The sequence below is a fragment of the Anaerococcus murdochii genome, from assembly GCF_019957155.1.
GTDB classification, from domain to species: domain Bacteria; phylum Bacillota; class Clostridia; order Tissierellales; family Peptoniphilaceae; genus Anaerococcus; species Anaerococcus murdochii.
The window spans coordinates 1,575,998-1,593,123 of the sequence record NZ_JAIPME010000002.1 but is presented as its reverse complement, the minus strand read 5'-3'; the positions used below and the strand labels follow the sequence as shown (position 1 = coordinate 1,593,123).

Genomic DNA, 17,126 nt, shown 5'->3' with positions numbered 1-17,126 from the left:
AAAAGAAACCAAAAGGAGAATAATATGCCAAGAAAAGGAAAATTCGGCACTGTAGATATCACAGTTCTCGGAGATGAATTAAAGGTTGGCGATAAGGCGCCAGATTTTAAGGCAGATAAGATGGACTTAACTGAATATCATTTTTATGAAGAAGAGGGAAGAAAAATAAAAATCTTGTCAGTCGTTCCATCCCTAGATACTGATGTATGCGAACTACAAACAAAAATGTTCCAAAAAGCAACTGAGTTTTTCTCAGATAATATTGTCGTTGTTACAGTCTCAAATGACCTACCTTTTGCCCAACAAAGGTTTAAGAAGGTTAAAAAAACCGATAAAATTAAATTTGTATCAGACTACAACTGCAGAGACTTCTCTAGCAGATACGGCACCCTAATCCAGGAATTAAAACTATTAAACCGTTCTGTTTTTGTACTAGATAAGGATAACACCATAAAATATGTCCAATACCTAGGTCAAAACACTGATCTTCCTGAATATGAAGAAGCAATCAAGATAGCAAAATCACTTGATAAATAAAAATTAGTTCATAAATCTAAAAAAGACGAGAAAATTTTCTCGTCTTTTTTGCTTCTCAATAAAAAATTTTTAGTATATATTGTTTATATTGAGTAATTTATTTTGTTATTAAAAATTCTTCGTATTTTTCCCTATCATAGACAACATCAAGTTCGCCTATGAAGTTTGAATACTTATCTGGATAGCAGAATGATTGTTTAAACCTATATAGGCCATCATTAGTATCGAGACTAAAAGTTCCACCTAAATCTAAATAGTCATAATTATTTTCAAGGCACCATTTTATTTCTTCCCAAATCATATTATAGTTAGGCATCTTATTTCTCATCTCATTAGAGCTAGCAGCATAAAGATAGTAAACCTTATTTCCATAAGGAATCAAAAGTGAAGCTGATAAAGGATTATCCTCAAAATATGAAAGAAAAATTTTTCCATCTAAATATTTAATCAATCTTTCGTAGTAATCTTTTGGTCTATGACCTATACCTTGTCTTTCAGCCATTATTTTTGTAAGTTCATAAAAAATATCAAGGCTTTCTTCATCTGTTTTGCAAATAGTTTTAATTCCTGCTCTGATTGATTTTCTAATATTGTATCTACCTTTTGATGAAAATGATTCAAAAATTTCATCTTCATCCTGGCTGCTTAAATCAATTATCATATTATATCTTGGCTGGGTAAAGGCGTGAGTGTCTATGCCTACAGATCTAAAATCATAACCCATTTTTCTATAATCATAAACGAGTTTTTCATCGAAATTTAATTCTGGATCCATCCTCAAAAGAAAAGCATCATATTTTTCTCTTAAAGGCTCTGCTTCTTTGATTAGGGCTTCTACAAGCTTGGTATCTTTAAAATCACAAACAGGTCCTCTTGGTGCATATAAAAAGTGTTTGCCATTGGTATTTTTAATCCCAATTACAGACATAGCTGCGATAATCTGTTTGTTTTCTTCTAAATAAACAAAGCCATGGGTCCAGTTACTTTTTATTTTTGACCAATTTGTATCCTGCATTGGTCTGGCATATTCAGAATTTCTTACAAAATCATTATATCTTATTAAATCTTGGTCATTATTTACTATAGGCATTAATATATTAGTCCTTCCACTAAAGTTATAGTCGTAATTGATCCAATCCCATTTTTACTTCCTAGGTATTTTACGTCCATATCTGATATTGAATCACTATCAATATCTCCTATTATCTTACCATTTTTGTATGAAGTTCCCACATCAATAAGAAGCTGACCATCTTTGAAGTAAGTCTTATCGTAAAAATGAGCTTTTCCTATTGCTGAGATAAAAATATCGCAATTTTTTATAAGGTCTTTAGGATTTTCTGTAAGACTATTGATAATAGTAATACTTGCCCTCTTAGCTGCTAAATACATAGCAAGTGGCCTACCGATAATATTTGTATTATTAGCTATAACTACTCTCTTACCCTTATAGTCAACTCCCTCATGGTCCATAAAGCTCACTACAGCCCTTGCTGTTGCAGGAAGTGAGTTTTTATCCCCATCAAGGATTTTTCCTAGACTTTTGTAGGTAAAAGAATCTAAATCCTTAAGGCCAATATTTTCTTTAAGCATAGTCAAGTCTTCCCTGTCACCAAAGGGCGCCAGAATTATAAATCCATCTTCCTTATCAAAAGATGATAAAAAATCTAGAATTTCCTCTTGACTTTCTTCCTTAAAAATCTTATCAATATAAGTAATTCCAAACTCTTGACACCTTTTTATGATAACATCCTTATAGTGGTTTACTTCCTCGCTTGGGTTTTTGCTTAGAAGAATTATCTTATTTTTAAAATCGTAGTCTTGTAGTCTAGATATTATTTCTTTTCTTAAAGTTTTTGTATTTAATAATTCCATATTTTTCCTAATAAAAAATGCCCAAAGCTATTGCCCTGGGCATATAATTTTTCTTAGTATATTCTTCTAGCGCCTCTGAAAGCTGTTTGGTATGATCCATTAAATATGTTGTCATATCTGACACCTGTTTGAGGTGTAGATGCATGGATGAAAGATCCATCAGAACTTGTTATCATACCTACGTGGTCGATTGAGCCACCACCAAATGAGAAGAATACAAGGTCTCCTGGTTTTAGATTGTTGGTATCAACAGCATAACCATTATTAAATTGAGCTTGAGAGCTGTGTGGAAGGTTTACGCCTACTTGCTTGTAAGCATAAGATGTAAGACCTGAACAGTCAAAACCAACACTTGGGTTTGCTGAACCCCAAACATATGAATAACCAACAAATTGGCTAGCAACATTTACAGCACCTTGGGCACCTTGACCGGCAGGTGCTTGTGTATTTACCGCTTGTTCTTGAACAACTTTTTCTACTTGTTGAACAGTTTGTTTAACTTGTTGCTTTTGAGCTTCTTGAGCCTTTCTTGCTTCTTCAGCTTTTCTTGCTTCTTCTGCTTGCTTAGCTTCCTGAGCTCTTCTAGCTTCTTCAGCTAGTCTTGCTTCTTCTGCTGCCTTTGCTTCTTGAGCTCTTCTAGCCTCTTCTTCAGCGTTTACTTTGTTAACTAAGTCTTGTGGATAATAGTTTGCTAGATAATCAAGGCTTACATAACCTTCATTTGTTACAAACCAGTTTCCTTCAACATGGCCAACTAACTTATCTCCAGCTTTGATAGTTCTTACTATGTTATCTGAAGTTGATGCATCCTTAGATGCTCTAATATTTAAACTTGCAGTATTTACGAATTTATCAGAAACTACAGGATCTTCAACCTTTGCAGATGCAACTTTTTCTTCTGCTAATGGAGCTACTTCTGTATTTTCTTTATATGTAGCAACTTGTTCTTTAGCAACTTCATCTATGTTTTGATTATCGTATACAACTACATCCTTAACTTCGGCTTGAGCTTTTTCTTCGATGATTTCATCTAAGTTTTTGTCATCATAGACAACTACTTCATTTTCATCTTCATTTGCTTCTGCTTTTTTCTCAGCATTTACAATTTGTGTCTCAACTAGAGTCTTGGCTGTTTTTTCTATAATAATATCTTTTTTGATCTCTTGGCTAGCTTTTTTAGAATCTCTTGCCTTGCCTGCGATCTTTGTATTTTTAACTTCTTTTGTATAATCAGACTTAACGAAAGAATAAGAAGAATCAACTTCCTTGTTTTCTTCAGTAATTAATGAATTAGTATGTTTATCATTTTCTAAATCTGTTACAGTAGTAGCATATGCTGTAGCAACAGCCGCTGATGCAGCTATAACCGATAATGCTGCTCCTATATTTTTCTTACTCATAAAAAATTACTCCTCCATAATTGTCATGAATTGTAAATCTATTTGTTAATTGTTTTTGAAATCTAAGTTAATTCTATATCTTTTTAACAAAAAAGTCAATAATTAGTTACAAAAAAATTACACTTAATAGAGTTATTTTATATATATTCGTAAATTCAGCTAAAATTTCCCAATATAAATAAAATATTTTACCAATAAGTGTAAAAAATAAAACACACAATTAATTTTTTGTAACTAATTGTGTGCTAATTATGTATAGAGTAAATCTATAAGCCGTGTTCTGTCGTGGATAATCATCTATCTAGTCTTATTATTACTAATAAGCTCAAGCGAACTACCATTTTCCGGACCGGGCCGAGCAAGCCTCCTAATGTCCATTTTGTTCTTGCACCGGATGGGGTTTACATAGCCTGCCTATCACTAGGACAGCTGGTGAGCTCTTACCTCACCATTCCAACCTTACCAAAATTGGCGGTATACTTTCTGTTGCACTTGCCTGAGGATCACTCCTACTTGACGTTATCAAGCATCCTTGCTCTATGGTGCACGGACTTTCCTCGTGACTTACGCCCCGCGATTATCTGATTTACTCCCTAGTTAAGATACCCCTTTTTATCGTAAAAGTAAAATTAAATAAAATGTCTGAATCTATCTGTTTTTGAAAAATTATAAACTTCTTTTCCAGTAATTTCTTCTATTTCATCTAGTAATTTATATATAATATGGTTTTCACTTGCGAAATGTCCCACATCAGCGATTATTATCCCCTTATTTGACAAATCCATAGCTTCATGATATTTTACATCTCCTGTCACTATTAAGTCACAAGCTTGATTAATAGCGTCTTCTATAAGAAAAGATCCAGCCCCTCCACAAAGTGCAACTTTTTCAATCATTTTGTCACAATTTCCGTAGACAACAAGGCCACTTGCTTCTAGTTTTTCTTTTACTTCTTTAAGAAATTTATTAGCAGACTGTTTATCAATATAACCATACCTTCCTAGGCCAAGTTCTTTGCCATTTTCTAGGCTCTTTATATCCCTAAGACCTAAAATGTGGGCAAGATTGTCATTTACCCCACCTTCTGCTATGTCTAAATTTGTATGGAAGGCATAAACCGTAATGTCATTTTTGATGCACTTTTTAAGCCTGTTATAAAAACTATCCCTAAAATCTATAGACTTTGTAGGATTAAATAAATATGGATGGTGGGTGATAATTAGATTTGCTTTCTTATCTTCAAGGGCATAATCTATCGCTCCTTCTTCCAAGTCTAAGGATACAACGACTCCCTTTAATTCAACATCTGGGTTTCCTATCTGTAGTCCAGAATTATCCCATTCTTCTTGTAGTTCAAAGGGATATTTTTCTTCTAATTTATTTATTAATTCTCGAATTCGCATCTTTCTTTTACCTTTCCTATAGCTTTTAACCTATCTGTTATTTTTTTGATAGCTTGGTCGTCTTGAGATTTTTCCTTAATTTCTTTTAAAAATCCCTGGTTCTTTTTCTCATCTACGGATAATTTTTGCCTCAATAAATCACTTTTATTTTTTATATCAGTTTTCCCATAATAGTATTCTTCAAAGCTTAAGTCCTGATTTTTACCGTAATAAACTTTCAAAATATCATAATATTTTCTATTTTCATAAGATAAAAAATCTTTTTCTATATAAAAACCATGATTATTTAGAAAGTGCCTTAACTCGTATGTATTCACATTTGAAGCAAGAACCATGTAATCAAGATTTTTCGCGAAGTCTAAACTTTCTTCAATAATTTCAATTATGGTATTTGCACCCATACCTGCTATAATCGCAACTTGATTGTCGCTAGATTCTAGACCCTTAAAACCATCTGTCACCTGGGTTTTAATTATTTTCCTTAGGTCATCATCAAGTCTGTCAACAAGTTTTTGTAAGCTTGGGGCAGATATATCTGTTGCAGTAATATCGGTTGAAATCTTGTTTTTAGCCAAATATAAAGGAACCAATCCGTGATCGGTTCCTATATCTATAATTTTTTTATTTGAATCTAAGATATTAATAATATCTAATAATCTTTTCTTATCTTCCATTTATAAAAAATCTTTCAATAATTCACTTTTATTTGGAGATTTTAGTTTCCTTAGGGCCTTAGCCTCAATTTGCCTAATTCTCTCCCTAGTTACATCAAATTCCTTGCCTACCTCTTCTAAGGTACGTGGAGTGCCGTCTATTAGTCCAAATCTTAATTGTAGAACACGCTTTTCCCTAGCTCCAAGGCAAGATAAAACATCGTTTAATTGCTCTCTTAACATTGTATAGTTAGCAGCCTCGCCTGGATCTATAGCTGTATCATCTTCTATAAAATCTCCCAGATGGCTGTCTTCTTCTTCACCGATTGGTGTTTCAAGACTTACTGGTTCTTGAGCAATTTTCCTAATTTCAGATACCTTTTCAACTTCGATACCCATTATGTCTGCAATTTCTTCATTGGACGGGTCACGTCCTAGATCTTGAACGAGCTGTCTTTGAATTCTGACAAGTTTATTAATTGTTTCTACCATATGAACAGGAATCCTAATTGTCCTTGCCTGGTCAGCAATAGCACGGGTTATAGCCTGCCTAATCCACCAAGTAGCATAGGTTGAAAACTTAAATCCTCTGTTGTAATCATATTTATCAACAGCCTTCATTAACCCCATATTTCCTTCTTGGATTAGGTCTAGAAAGCTCATGCCACGTCCAACATATTTTTTTGCAATAGAAACTACAAGCCTGAGGTTAGTTTCAGCAAGCTTTTCCTTAGCCCTTTGTGATTTTATTATATCTATCTTAAGTTTATTAAGCTCTTCGTCTGTAAATTCTTCCTTATTTAACATCTTTAAAGACATATTTCTCTGTTCAATTATATAAGCTAGGTAGGCAGCTTCATCATCGGATATGACCTTTTTATTCTTAATTTCCGCTGCAAATTCTGATGTTTTTAAAAGATTATCAATAATCATCTGATCATTTGTCTTTATTGCATCCTTATTGGCAGCCTTCTTTAGTAGATCATTAAAAGATGAATAAACCATGCTAACAACTTCGTCATTTTCGATTATTTTAAGCATGTGGTCAAAGGAATCGAAAAGGTCGCAAAGAATGTTTGCATCTTTCCTTGATAGGCCATCGTCTATTGAATTCTGAGCAATATTGCAAATAATTATCTTTGCATTTAGTTGTTCTAACTGGTCCTTGTCAAGATCATCTTCCATTACTTGTTTAAATAAGGACCCCATATTAACAAGCCCATCCAGATCTTTTATGGTTTCATCACTTAAATTTTCTTTATTTTGTAAAGACTTATTTGCATTTTCCAAAACCCTTGCTAAGTCACCGAAAAACACGTCATTTGCAAGTTTATTTTTATTTTGCTTATTAAATTTATATCCATGCATAGACTTATGGGCTATTTCTCCAGCTTCCATACGTCTAGCTAGGATAATTTCTTCAGTAGCTGTAAGTAAGTCGACCTTACCTATTTCTTTAAGGTACATTTTAACTGGATCATCAAGCTTAATGCCAGCTAGATTATCGACAGACTTATCTATTTCTTTTTCCAACTCTTGTTCGTCAATTTCGTCTTCTTGCTCTTCTTCTTCAATATCGTCTTCGACTTCTTCCTCTTGATCAAGTTCTGTTTCAGATTTTTCAACAATTTCTATACCTGAAGCAGTGATCTTAGCAAGAATTAGCTTTTGACTTTCCTTGTCGATGTCCCTAAAATCATCAAAATTAAAAATTTGACTATAAGTGATCATCCCATCTTGACTTTCACTTATGGACTCAAACTCTTCAATGATTTCGTCTAGAACATCATCTTCGAGCAATTTACTATCATCGCTGTTCATTATCTCTCCCCTTAGCATTTATAGACTTATTTCTGAGATTATTTCTCTTTTTAAGTCTTTCATATAGGTTAATCTTATCCTTTAATTCGCTAACCACTATTGGATTTTTATCATCCATGACGTAGTCTAGCATGTATCTATAATCTCCATCGGCCTTATCAAATTTACTTACTTCTTTATTAATAAGAAAATCTTTAAAATTAAGAGCCTTCGGATTTATCAAATACTTATCAAAATAATCTGCATTTACTTTATAATCTTCAAGCTGATTAAAGATAAGTCTTAAAATTTCAAGTTCATGAGCACTAATATCGGTCTTTTTCTCTTCTATAACTATATTTGGCTCGGTAAAATTATCTTTATTTATTTTTTCTTGGTGATGCTTGTTATTATACTTTGAAATGGCGCCTTTTAAAGTTTGTTTGTCTATATCAAACAAAGATGAAACCTTATTTATAAAAATTTCTCTGGTTAAATCTTGTTTAATAGAAGCTAAGAACCCAATAAATAAATTCAATTTTTCAAGTTTTTCGTTTTCATTTGCTTCAGAATAGCCATTTAAGATCTGTTCATAAGCATAATTGTACTCATCAAGAGCCTCATCTATTTTCTTTTCAAAAGCTTCTTTGCCATACTTTTTGACATACTCATCTGGATCAAGGCCTTGACCAAGCTCAATTATATTTACCCCAATTTCAGCTTCTTTAAATATTTCTATAGCTCTTTTTGTAGCTTTTATACCTGCCGAATCAGAATCATAACAAATATAAATATTATCAGCATATCTTTTAGCAAGTTTTGCTTGATCTACTGTAAAGGCAGTACCAAGGCTTGCAACCGCTATATCAATTCCATTGTTATTTAGGGCAATTACATCCATATAGCCTTCAACAAGGATTAAATCTCTTTTACTTTGCTTTTTGAAAATATTAAGTCCATATAGATTGTATCTTTTTTTGAAAACTTCTGATTCTGGTGAATTTAGGTATTTTGGCATAGTATTATCAATAGCCCTACCCCCAAAACCAATTATCCTGCCATAGGTATCAATTATTGGGAAAATTAACCTATTCCTATACTTGTCATAAAAATTTCCATTTTTAGACTTAGCAATTAGCCCAAGTTCAAGAAGGTCTTCTTCCTTTATATCATTTGACCTAGCAAAATTTAATAAGTCATCCCAACTATCTTTGGCAAATCCAAGCATAAAAGTATTTACTATATTGCTTCTAAGTCCTCTTTTAAGAAGATAATCTTGAGGAGCTTTATTTGTCAAAAGATTCTTATAGAAATACATCATTATGTCTTTGTTTATTTCATAAAGTCTTTTTCTTTTTTCACTCATTCCAGGACTTTCATTGAAAACTAAGTTTATCCCAGCCTTTTGAGCAAGATATTTTAAACTATCCGGGTAAGACAAACCTTCTTTTTGCATTATAAAAGAAACAACGTCACCACCTGCTCCGCACCCGAAACAGTGGAATAATTGTTTCTTCCTATCTACTGTAAAAGATGGGGTCTTCTCATTATGAAATGGACATAAGCCCTTAAAAGACGAACCTGCCTTTTTAAGATCGACATATTCACTAATTATATCTACTATGTCAGAATTTTCTTTTATTTGATTTATCATATCATCTGATATTAATCTCATCTTCTCACCTAGTCAAATTATACTTTTCTTGCACTTATTATCAATTGACAAAGTCTTTAATATATGATACCCAAAAATTTTAAGATTCTAGCTTTAAAATATAAATAATATTTAGCCCAAATTTTTTATAAAAATATTTTAAATTATTTCATATTTGTCTTAAAATTCTCTAAATTTTATAGTATAATATACTTATAAATTTATTTATAAGGAAAACGAGCTTAGTAAAAAATTTAGAGGATAAAAATGGAAAATAATAATGATCAAATATTAGAAGAAGAAAATAGTCTAAATAATTTGGATGTAAAAATACTTGATGCTCAAAAAAATACCTATAATCAAAAAGTTTCTAACAGGATTCAATTTCATCCTTTTACCTATTTTTATTACCTAGCAGAAGGATTTGGAAAACTATCTATAGAAAGTGAGATGGTAGAAGTTCATGCTGGAGACCTAATAATCATAAATTCAAACATCGGTCATACAATGTATCTCGATAAGGATATTGCTAATATAAAATATTTTGGCTTTGGTATCGAATCTATATCCATAGCAGGACTTGTGGATGATGCTGCGAAAGCAATTAATTATTTTCATATAGATAATAGGGATAAAAGTCTTAAGTTTGAAGATTATTTTGAAGATATTTATAATGAATACAAGGGAAATGACATCTTCTCAAATAGCCTAGCAAATGCAGTTGCATCCACCCTTGTAATCAACCTTCTAAGAAAATACAGAAAATCTATCACAGTCAAACACGATAAAAAAATTAATAGACAGATAGATTATATAAAATCATATATTGATACAAACTATAATGAAGACATAAAGCTTGAAGACCTATCATCAATGGCCTATATGAATAAATTCCACCTCATTTCAGAATTCAAACAATCCTACAGGATAACTCCGATAGAATATTTAATTTTAAAAAGAATAGAAATTTCCAAAAACTTATTAATTTCAACCAACCACACCATGGAGGAAATTTCTGCCCTTGTAGGTTTTAATTCACAATCCTACTTTAACCAAGTTTTCAAGAAAAAAGTAGGCCAAACTCCTTCTCAATTTAGGAGAAAACACAGATTATAAACCATAAAAATAAACTGAAAATTAATTTTGTACCAGAGCAAGTGATGCAACTTGCTCTGTTTTTTTATACTAAAAAAACAGGGTCTCCCCTGCTTTTTAATAATCAACACCTTCGGAATAAGTATTGGTTGCGTTCCATATTAAATATTCTCTCTGGCCTGACTCATATATTGCATCCACCTGAGCTTGAACTGCATCAGCATCATAAACCATCCAATTGCCTTCACCAATCCAGGAAGCTGTAAAATCCTGAATCCAAGGACGAGACTGCGGTTTGTGTTCTAGATCTTTAAAAATAGCCTGTTCTTCTTTTAGGTATCTTGTTACGAGCTCATAAGGCTCAAGGTCTGGCTTTTCTATGTCAAAGGAATAAGGACCCCAGTGAGATGGGTAAATCATGGAGCACATTATATCAGCTTCATTGGAAATTTCCGAAAAATCTTGGCCTATACCGCTTGCACGTCCTGCCTGTAGGGCATAACCAAAGACATCTATAGCTACAGGAAGACCGTAGGCTGAAATTGATTCACGCGCTTTTCTTACATAGCCAGTAATAGCTGAAACCCTCTTATCTCCTTCATCCATAGGTTTGTTTTCATACTCACCCCTAGAATAAGAAAGAGTATCACCAAAAGTTTCAAAACCTTCAGCAAATCTAACATAGTCGTATTGAATTTCATCAAAACCAGCTTCAGCTGCAAGTTCACCAATTTCAATGTTGTAATCTTGAACTTCCTTTAAGAAAGGATTCATAAATACTTCCCCACGACCGTTGGCCCAAAGACTTCCATCATCTCTAGTAAAACCCCATTCAGGATGTTTTTTTGTAATAATAGAATCTTTAAAAGTTGTAATTCTGCCTATAACATAAATTCCTCTGGAATGAAGATCTGAAATCAAACTTTCAGCATCTAGAAGTTTTGTATTGGCATACTGGATATCCTCATTATCTGTATCAAAGTTTACAGTAATATTGCCCCAGTCGTCCTTAACGTCGATAACAACCGCATTAAGATTAGAATTCTCAATCAATCCTACAATCCTATCGTAAACTTCCGGATTATTTATAGAACCAGAATTAAAATAAAGGCCTCTAACTCCGTCTTTTGGGTAATACTTACTCTTCTTATCCTCTAAAGATAAGAGTCTTGAAGTATCATAGTCCATATTGTAATCATCTGGTGTAACCCCTATTTCATAGGGAACTCCTATTTTATTTTTCGTCGGCTTTTTCTTTTTCGATATCTTCTTTTCAATATTTTCACTGCTCTCAAGCGCCTCTTTTAACTTATCATTTTCTGCGACTTTATTTTTTTTGGCACAACCAGCAAAAATTAAAATACATATCAAAAAAATACCAAGAAAAGTTTTTTTCTTAAACATAGCTTCTCCTAAACAAAAAAGCGAGCCAGGCCCGCTTTTTTCTTTATTGTTTTTTTGTGATGAATAATCTAAATTAGATTATTTAACGATTTTAGAAACAACTCCTGATGCTACTGTTCTACCACCTTCACGTACAGCGAATCTTAGTCCTTCTTCTAGGGCGATTGGCTTTTGAAGTGTGATTTTGAATGTTGCGTTGTCTCCTGGCATTACCATTTCTACTCCGTCTTCTAGTTGGATGTCACCTGTAACATCTGTTGTTCTGAAGAAGAATTGTGGTCTGTAGCCTGAGAAGAATGGAGTATGACGTCCACCTTCTTCTTTGGTTAGTACGTATACTTGACCTTCGAATTCTGTGTGTGGGTGTACTGAACCTGGTTTTGCTAGTACTTGTCCTCTTGAGATTTCGTTTCTTTGAACGCCTCTTAAAAGAACTCCTACGTTGTCGCCTGATTCAGCTTGTTCTAGTTGTTTGTGGAACATTTCTACACCTGTTACTACTGCTTGAGATGTCTTTTCTGTTAGGCCTACGATTTCTACTGTGTCACCTACTTTTAATGTTCCTTTTTCTACTCTTCCTGTTGCTACTGTTCCACGTCCTGAGATTGTCATTACGTCTTCTACTGGCATTAGGAATGGTTGGTCGTTGTCTCTTTCTGGGATGTCGAAGTATTCATCTACGGCGTCCATTAGTTCTAGGATTTTGTCTGACCATGGACCTTCTCCACCTTCTTCTAGTGATTTTAGTGCTGATCCTACTACTACTGGGCAGTTGTCGCCGTCGAAGTCGTATTCGTTTAGTAGGTCTCTTACTTCCATTTCTACTAGTTCGATTAGTTCTGGGTCATCTACTTGGTCTTCTTTGTTTAAGAATACTGCGATTTTTGGTATACCTACCTGTCTTGCTAGTAGGATGTGTTCTCTTGTTTGTGGCATTGGACCGTCTGCTGCAGATACTACGATGATTGCACCGTCCATTTGTGCTGCACCTGTAATCATGTTTTTAACGTAGTCAGCGTGGCCTGGAGCGTCGATGTGTGCGTAGTGTCTTTTTTGTGTTTCGTATTCTACTACAGATGTGTTGATTGTGATTCCACGTTCTCTTTCTTCTGGAGCTTTATCGATGTGTTCGTAGTCGATGTATTCACCTGTGCCGTATTTTTTGTTTAGGGCTTGTGTGATTGCTGCTGTTGTTGTTGTTTTACCGTGGTCTACGTGGCCGATGGTACCAATATTAATATGTGGTTTGCTTCTTTCAAATGTTTGTTTGCTCATTAAATCCTCCTAATGTACTCATATACATTATTCTACCATAATATAATAAAAAATTCTATTAATTTGTTAAAATTTATTTATTTTATTTACTTGAATTAATTTTATTAGCTTGTATAATTATAAGTGTGCCGCTTTAGCTCAGTAGGTAGAGCGCTTCCATGGTAAGGAAGAGGTCCTCGGTTCAATTCCGGGAAGCGGCTCCATTTTTTTGCCTATTTTAGGTCTTGCCTAAAAATAGGCTTTATTTATTCGCTATTTTACTATCCTTGTTTATATCAATATAATTTTTCACCTTAATTTACCAATCAATTTTTTATTATAAAAATATTTCTTATGGGTATCAATATATTAATAAAAGATTTTGGAGGTTTTTATGAAATGGAAAGATAGAAGGCGATCTTCTAATGTTAATAGGGGCCAAAGGGCTCCCCTAGCTGTTGGCGGTGGTCTAGGTGGAATTGTGTTAATCCTTGTCTTGTATTTCCTTGGTGTGTATCCAAGTGTAATTACAAATCAAAACCAACAGATTAGTCCAAACACCCAAATCGAATCCCAGGAAGTTTCTAGGCAAAGAGAAACTCTAGAAGATTTTCTTTCAGTAATATTAGCTGATACCGAGGATGTCTGGCACGAAAAATTTAATGAAGCAAACGCCCACTACAAGGAACCACATATGACCCTCTATCAAGATACAACAAGGACTGGTTGTGGTATAGCTCAATCTAGGATGGGTCCCTTCTATTGTCCAGTTGACGAGAAAATATATTTCGATGTTAGCTTTTATGACGATATGAAGACAAGGTTCGGAGGTGGAGGTGACTTTGCCTTAGCTTATGTTCTTGCCCACGAAGTTGGCCACCATGTTCAAAACCAACTCGGTATAATAGATCAGACTAATAAACTAAGGCAAAAACTCTCAGAAACCGAGTATAACAAGATCTCTGTCGCCCAAGAGCTCCAAGCAGATTATTTCGCAGGGGTCTTTGCCTACTATGTCCAAGAAAAGGGATACTTAGACGAGGGTGATATTGAGGAAGCTATGGGGGCTGCTTCAGCTATAGGAGATGACAGAATCCAGGAAATGGCAGGTATGGATGTAAATGTTGATTTCTTCACCCACGGTTCTTCAGCCCAAAGAAAAGAAGCCTTTGAACTTGGTTTTAAATACCACGATTTTGACCATTCGATGAAGTTTTTTAATGATTTGAAAAATTAGATCAAAAAAAGCAGGTAAGTTTTAAAACTTACCTGCTTTTTTTATTAAACTAAACCCATAAAATAAATTACTGCTATTGCTACAATTACAACTAAAAGTGAGATTATAAAGCCGTGAATCATAGGATTAATCCCTGCTTTTTTCATATCCCTATATTTGGTATTTAATCCGATTGCAGCAAGGGCTGCCACCATCAAAAATTTTGAAATTGTCTTTAGAGTCATAGACAAATTTTCTGATATAAATCCAAGGGAATTCAACATAACCATAGCTAAAAAACCGAGTATGAAAAATGGTACTATAGAAGAAATTGTAAACTTCTTTTCTACATATTCATGGCCCATTTTCTTTACTTCTAACCTATGGTGAATCATTCTAAAAATTAAAACAACTGGGATAATTGAAAGAGTCCTTGTAAGCTTGACCATAGTTGCAAAGTCCCCTGCCGCATCCGAATATGCAAAACCTGCTGCAACTACACTTGATGTATCATTTACAGCTGTTCCCGTCCAAAGCCCATAAGCCATGTCAGATAGACCCATTGCCCTACCCATAATAGGAAAGGCTATTATCATTAACATATCAAATAAAAATGTAGCGCTCATAGCGTAAGCAATATCTGTATCTTCTGCTTCAATCACAGGAGCAATGGCTGCTATGGCAGAACCTCCGCAAATGCCTGTTCCTGCAGAAATAAGGTTTGACATTTTCCAGTTAAGACCCAAAGCTTTTCCTATAAAATATCCACCACCAAAACATGTTAGAAGAGTAAATATCATTACATATATTGATAATTTTCCAACATTTAAAACAATACTTATATTAAGGCTTGCACCAAAAAGAATAATAGCAAATTTTAAAAGCCTTTTGGAGGTAAAGGTAATTCCCGATTTTAGAGTTTTTTCTGTATCTATTATTGTGTTTAAAAACATTCCTATAAATAAAGCGATTACTGATCCACCAATTACGTGTTGTGGTAGGATATTTTCTATAAATTGTGCTATATATGCAATTACCAGAGCCAAGGTCAGACCTGGTAAGTATGATATTATTTTTTTCATTTTTTCTCCTTTCTACAAATAAAAAAAGCGTTAAAAAACGCTAAATTTATTACTTACAATCAGGGCATATTCCCCTGTAGATTACTTCAGTAGTGTCTATAGTATAATCTTTTAGCATAGGTGGTTTTTCTATATCAAGGATTTCTAAGTCCTTGATTTTACCACAAGATTCACAAATAAAATGGCCGTGGCTTGGCCTTTTAAATTCGTATCTTTTTGAAGCCATATTGAAATCTAACTCTTTTACAAGATTGTGAGATACGAATAAATTCAAGCTGTTATATACAGTTGCCTGACTAATAACCGGGTCTTTTTCCATAAGGTCCTTGTAAATCTTGTCGGCTGTAGGATGGATAGGATGGGTTATTAGGTAGTCCAATATCAAAAGTCTCTGGTGAGAAACCCTTATTTTTTTATCTTGGAGGATTTCTTTGAGAGTATTTATTCTTTTATCGGAATCAGCGTCCCTTAAACTTTCTATTAAATCGTGCATATCTTCCCACACCTTTCTAGCTAATAATATACGTCAAAATGTCTATTTGTCAACATTGGTAATGATTATCATCAATTATAAGAAAATAAAATTAATACATAATTATAAGATCATTTCCTAAAATCAATCCATCATTAACAATAAACTTTAAGATCAATATTTCTATTTTTGAATATAGACAAATGACCATAGAAAAACCTCCTAATGAAAACTAGGAGGTTTAACTAGGATAAACCTAGTAATGTTTGTAAGCTTATGCTAATTCTACTTCAGCGCCTGCTTCTTCAAGAGCTGCTTTAACTTCTTCAGCCTTATCTTTAGCTACGCCTTCAAGAACGTTGCCTGGAGCTCCGTCAACTAGAGCCTTAGCTTCTTTTAGTCCAAGACCAGCCACGTCTTTAACAACTTTGATTACGTTGATTTTTGATTGACCAGCTGATTTAAGAACTACGTCAAATTCTGATTTTTCTGCTGCTGCTTCACCAGCTGCTCCGCCTGCTGCTGGAGCTGCTACTGCTACTGCTGCTTGTGCAGATACGTCAAATTCTTCTTCGATTGCTTTAACTAGTTCTGAAAGTTCAAGAACTGTAAGATTTTTGATTTCTTCTAATAGGTTTGTTACTTTTTCTGATGCCATTTTTAATTCTCCTTAAATTTTTAATATTATTTTATTATGCTGCTTCGTTTTCTTTTTTGCTTGCCACTTCATTAAGTGCGATTGCAAGTTTAGATATTGTGTTGTTAAGATCTCCTGCAAGAGTTCTGATTGGTGCTTGTAATACATTTGCAAGCATAGAGTGTAGAACTTCTGTAGCTGGTAATGTAGCTATTGCCATCATTTGTTGGCTATTTTGATACTTACCTTCAACAATACCTGCTTTTAAAACTAATTTTTCTTCGTTTTTTTCGTCTTCTTTTCTGTAGTCAACTGCGATCTTTGGACCGTCTACAAGGTCGTGTTTAGAAAATACTAGGGCGTTTGCTCCTTTAAGCTCTTCGATTAATTCATCGTAGCCTAGTTCTTGGAAAGCAAATCTCATCATTGTATTTTTGTACACTTTGTATTCAGCTTCTTTTTCTCTGAATTTATCACGTAGATCTGTGATTTCCTTAACGTCCATGCCGTTAAAACCTACAAGTGTCACTGATTGTGCACCTTCGATTTTTTCTTTGATTTCGTTAACTATCAACTGTTTAGCTGCTATAGCTTTTTCGCTCACTTTTTCACCTCCTAAGGCTAATGGTAGGTATATAAAAACC

Annotated in this window: 16 protein-coding genes, 1 tRNA gene and 1 other RNA gene; 4 read left to right on the top strand and 14 right to left on the bottom strand. The window is 33.8% G+C overall.

Features of this window, described 5'->3' with window-relative positions; all coding sequences use genetic code 11:
- Positions 1 to 24: 24 nt before the first annotated feature.
- Positions 25 to 537 (top strand): thiol peroxidase, encoded by a 513-nt coding sequence (gene tpx / locus K8P03_RS08075; RefSeq protein WP_223420180.1) that lies wholly within the window; start codon positions 25 to 27, stop codon positions 535 to 537.
- A gap of 97 nt (positions 538 to 634) precedes the next feature.
- On the opposite strand, the gene K8P03_RS08070 is transcribed toward tpx, so the two are convergent.
- From K8P03_RS08070 to dnaG, 8 genes are all read right to left on the bottom strand, one after another.
- Complete coding sequence (locus K8P03_RS08070) at positions 635 to 1,627, bottom strand: lipid II:glycine glycyltransferase FemX (protein ID WP_223420179.1); 993 nt, start codon at positions 1,625 to 1,627, stop codon at positions 635 to 637.
- Complete coding sequence (locus tag K8P03_RS08065) at positions 1,627 to 2,412, bottom strand: bifunctional 5,10-methylenetetrahydrofolate dehydrogenase/5,10-methenyltetrahydrofolate cyclohydrolase (protein ID WP_223420178.1); 786 nt, start codon at positions 2,410 to 2,412, stop codon at positions 1,627 to 1,629. The genes K8P03_RS08070 and K8P03_RS08065 overlap by 1 nt, the downstream gene beginning before the upstream one ends.
- 53 nt (positions 2,413 to 2,465) lie before the next feature.
- A complete protein-coding gene (locus K8P03_RS08060) occupies positions 2,466 to 3,812 on the bottom strand; it encodes a C40 family peptidase (protein ID WP_223420177.1) in 1,347 nt (448 codons plus the stop codon).
- A 253-nt stretch (positions 3,813 to 4,065) separates the two neighbouring features.
- An RNA gene (gene rnpB, locus K8P03_RS08055) (RNase P RNA component class A) lies at positions 4,066 to 4,405 on the bottom strand.
- A 36-nt stretch (positions 4,406 to 4,441) separates the two neighbouring features.
- On the bottom strand, positions 4,442 to 5,215 hold the full coding sequence (locus tag K8P03_RS08050; protein ID WP_223420176.1) for a Nif3-like dinuclear metal center hexameric protein: 774 nt from the start codon (positions 5,213 to 5,215) through the stop codon (positions 4,442 to 4,444).
- Positions 5,197 to 5,889: a tRNA (adenine(22)-N(1))-methyltransferase gene (locus K8P03_RS08045; RefSeq protein WP_223420175.1), complete on the bottom strand. Its 693-nt coding sequence runs from the start codon at positions 5,887 to 5,889 to the stop codon at positions 5,197 to 5,199. The genes K8P03_RS08050 and K8P03_RS08045 overlap by 19 nt, the downstream gene beginning before the upstream one ends.
- Complete coding sequence (gene rpoD / locus K8P03_RS08040; RefSeq protein ID WP_223420174.1) at positions 5,890 to 7,689, bottom strand: RNA polymerase sigma factor RpoD; 1,800 nt, start codon at positions 7,687 to 7,689, stop codon at positions 5,890 to 5,892.
- Positions 7,676 to 9,343, bottom strand: a complete 1,668-nt coding sequence (gene dnaG, locus K8P03_RS08035) for a DNA primase (protein WP_223420173.1) — start codon at positions 9,341 to 9,343, stop codon at positions 7,676 to 7,678. Before dnaG ends, rpoD begins: the two co-directional genes overlap by 14 nt.
- A gap of 246 nt (positions 9,344 to 9,589) precedes the next feature.
- Here dnaG and K8P03_RS08030 point away from each other — a divergent pair, with 246 nt between their 5' ends.
- Positions 9,590 to 10,438 (top strand): AraC family transcriptional regulator, encoded by an 849-nt coding sequence (locus tag K8P03_RS08030; RefSeq protein WP_223420172.1) that lies wholly within the window; start codon positions 9,590 to 9,592, stop codon positions 10,436 to 10,438.
- 96 nt (positions 10,439 to 10,534) lie between these two features.
- Here the strand turns inward: K8P03_RS08030 and K8P03_RS08025 are convergent, their stop codons facing one another.
- Both K8P03_RS08025 and tuf read right to left on the bottom strand, forming a co-directional pair.
- Positions 10,535 to 11,821 (bottom strand): putative glycoside hydrolase, encoded by a 1,287-nt coding sequence (locus K8P03_RS08025; RefSeq protein ID WP_223420171.1) that lies wholly within the window; start codon positions 11,819 to 11,821, stop codon positions 10,535 to 10,537.
- 78 nt (positions 11,822 to 11,899) lie between these two features.
- Positions 11,900 to 13,096 (bottom strand): elongation factor Tu, encoded by a 1,197-nt coding sequence (tuf, locus tag K8P03_RS08020; protein ID WP_223419701.1) that lies wholly within the window; start codon positions 13,094 to 13,096, stop codon positions 11,900 to 11,902.
- Positions 13,097 to 13,223: 127 nt separating this feature from the next.
- Here tuf and K8P03_RS08015 point away from each other — a divergent pair.
- Together K8P03_RS08015 and ypfJ are read left to right on the top strand one after the other, a co-directional pair.
- Positions 13,224 to 13,299, top strand: a tRNA-Thr gene (locus K8P03_RS08015).
- A 170-nt stretch (positions 13,300 to 13,469) separates the two neighbouring features.
- Positions 13,470 to 14,312, top strand: coding sequence for a KPN_02809 family neutral zinc metallopeptidase (gene ypfJ / locus K8P03_RS08010; RefSeq protein ID WP_223420170.1), 843 nt, complete (start codon positions 13,470 to 13,472; stop codon positions 14,310 to 14,312).
- A 44-nt stretch (positions 14,313 to 14,356) separates the two neighbouring features.
- On the opposite strand, the gene K8P03_RS08005 is transcribed toward ypfJ, so the two are convergent.
- The 4 genes from K8P03_RS08005 to rplJ all read right to left on the bottom strand — a co-directional run bounded on the left by K8P03_RS08005 (position 14,357) and on the right by rplJ (position 17,086).
- Complete coding sequence (locus K8P03_RS08005; RefSeq protein WP_223420169.1) at positions 14,357 to 15,373, bottom strand: YeiH family protein; 1,017 nt, start codon at positions 15,371 to 15,373, stop codon at positions 14,357 to 14,359.
- Between the two features lie 49 nt (positions 15,374 to 15,422).
- Complete coding sequence (locus K8P03_RS08000; protein ID WP_223420168.1) at positions 15,423 to 15,866, bottom strand: Fur family transcriptional regulator; 444 nt, start codon at positions 15,864 to 15,866, stop codon at positions 15,423 to 15,425.
- 253 nt (positions 15,867 to 16,119) lie between these two features.
- A complete protein-coding gene (gene rplL / locus K8P03_RS07995; protein WP_106460586.1) occupies positions 16,120 to 16,503 on the bottom strand; it encodes a 50S ribosomal protein L7/L12 in 384 nt (127 codons plus the stop codon).
- A 34-nt stretch (positions 16,504 to 16,537) separates the two neighbouring features.
- Positions 16,538 to 17,086, bottom strand: a complete 549-nt coding sequence (gene rplJ / locus K8P03_RS07990; protein ID WP_223420167.1) for a 50S ribosomal protein L10 — start codon at positions 17,084 to 17,086, stop codon at positions 16,538 to 16,540.
- Between the last annotated feature and the right edge of the window lie 40 nt (positions 17,087 to 17,126).

Bases quoted from the DNA above. Each gene is read 5' to 3' on its own strand.
- K8P03_RS08000 (WP_223420168.1), bottom strand. From the start codon at position 15,866: ATGCACGATTTAATAGAAAGTTTAAGGGACGCTGATTCCGATAAAAGA.
- K8P03_RS08025 (WP_223420171.1), bottom strand. From the start codon at position 11,821: ATGTTTAAGAAAAAAACTTTTCTTGGTATTTTTTTGATATGTATTTTA.
- dnaG (WP_223420173.1), bottom strand. From the start codon at position 9,343: ATGAGATTAATATCAGATGATATGATAAATCAAATAAAAGAAAATTCT.
- K8P03_RS08060 (WP_223420177.1), bottom strand. From the start codon at position 3,812: ATGAGTAAGAAAAATATAGGAGCAGCATTATCGGTTATAGCTGCATCA.
- ypfJ (WP_223420170.1), top strand. From the start codon at position 13,470: ATGAAATGGAAAGATAGAAGGCGATCTTCTAATGTTAATAGGGGCCAA.
- rpoD (WP_223420174.1), bottom strand. From the start codon at position 7,689: ATGAACAGCGATGATAGTAAATTGCTCGAAGATGATGTTCTAGACGAA.
- K8P03_RS08045 (WP_223420175.1), bottom strand. From the start codon at position 5,889: ATGGAAGATAAGAAAAGATTATTAGATATTATTAATATCTTAGATTCA.
- K8P03_RS08005 (WP_223420169.1), bottom strand. From the start codon at position 15,373: ATGAAAAAAATAATATCATACTTACCAGGTCTGACCTTGGCTCTGGTA.
- K8P03_RS08070 (WP_223420179.1), bottom strand. From the start codon at position 1,627: ATGCCTATAGTAAATAATGACCAAGATTTAATAAGATATAATGATTTT.
- K8P03_RS08065 (WP_223420178.1), bottom strand. From the start codon at position 2,412: ATGGAATTATTAAATACAAAAACTTTAAGAAAAGAAATAATATCTAGA.
- rplL (WP_106460586.1), bottom strand. From the start codon at position 16,503: ATGGCATCAGAAAAAGTAACAAACCTATTAGAAGAAATCAAAAATCTT.
- tuf (WP_223419701.1), bottom strand. From the start codon at position 13,096: ATGAGCAAACAAACATTTGAAAGAAGCAAACCACATATTAATATTGGT.
- K8P03_RS08030 (WP_223420172.1), top strand. From the start codon at position 9,590: ATGGAAAATAATAATGATCAAATATTAGAAGAAGAAAATAGTCTAAAT.
- tpx (WP_223420180.1), top strand. From the start codon at position 25: ATGCCAAGAAAAGGAAAATTCGGCACTGTAGATATCACAGTTCTCGGA.
- K8P03_RS08050 (WP_223420176.1), bottom strand. From the start codon at position 5,215: ATGCGAATTCGAGAATTAATAAATAAATTAGAAGAAAAATATCCCTTT.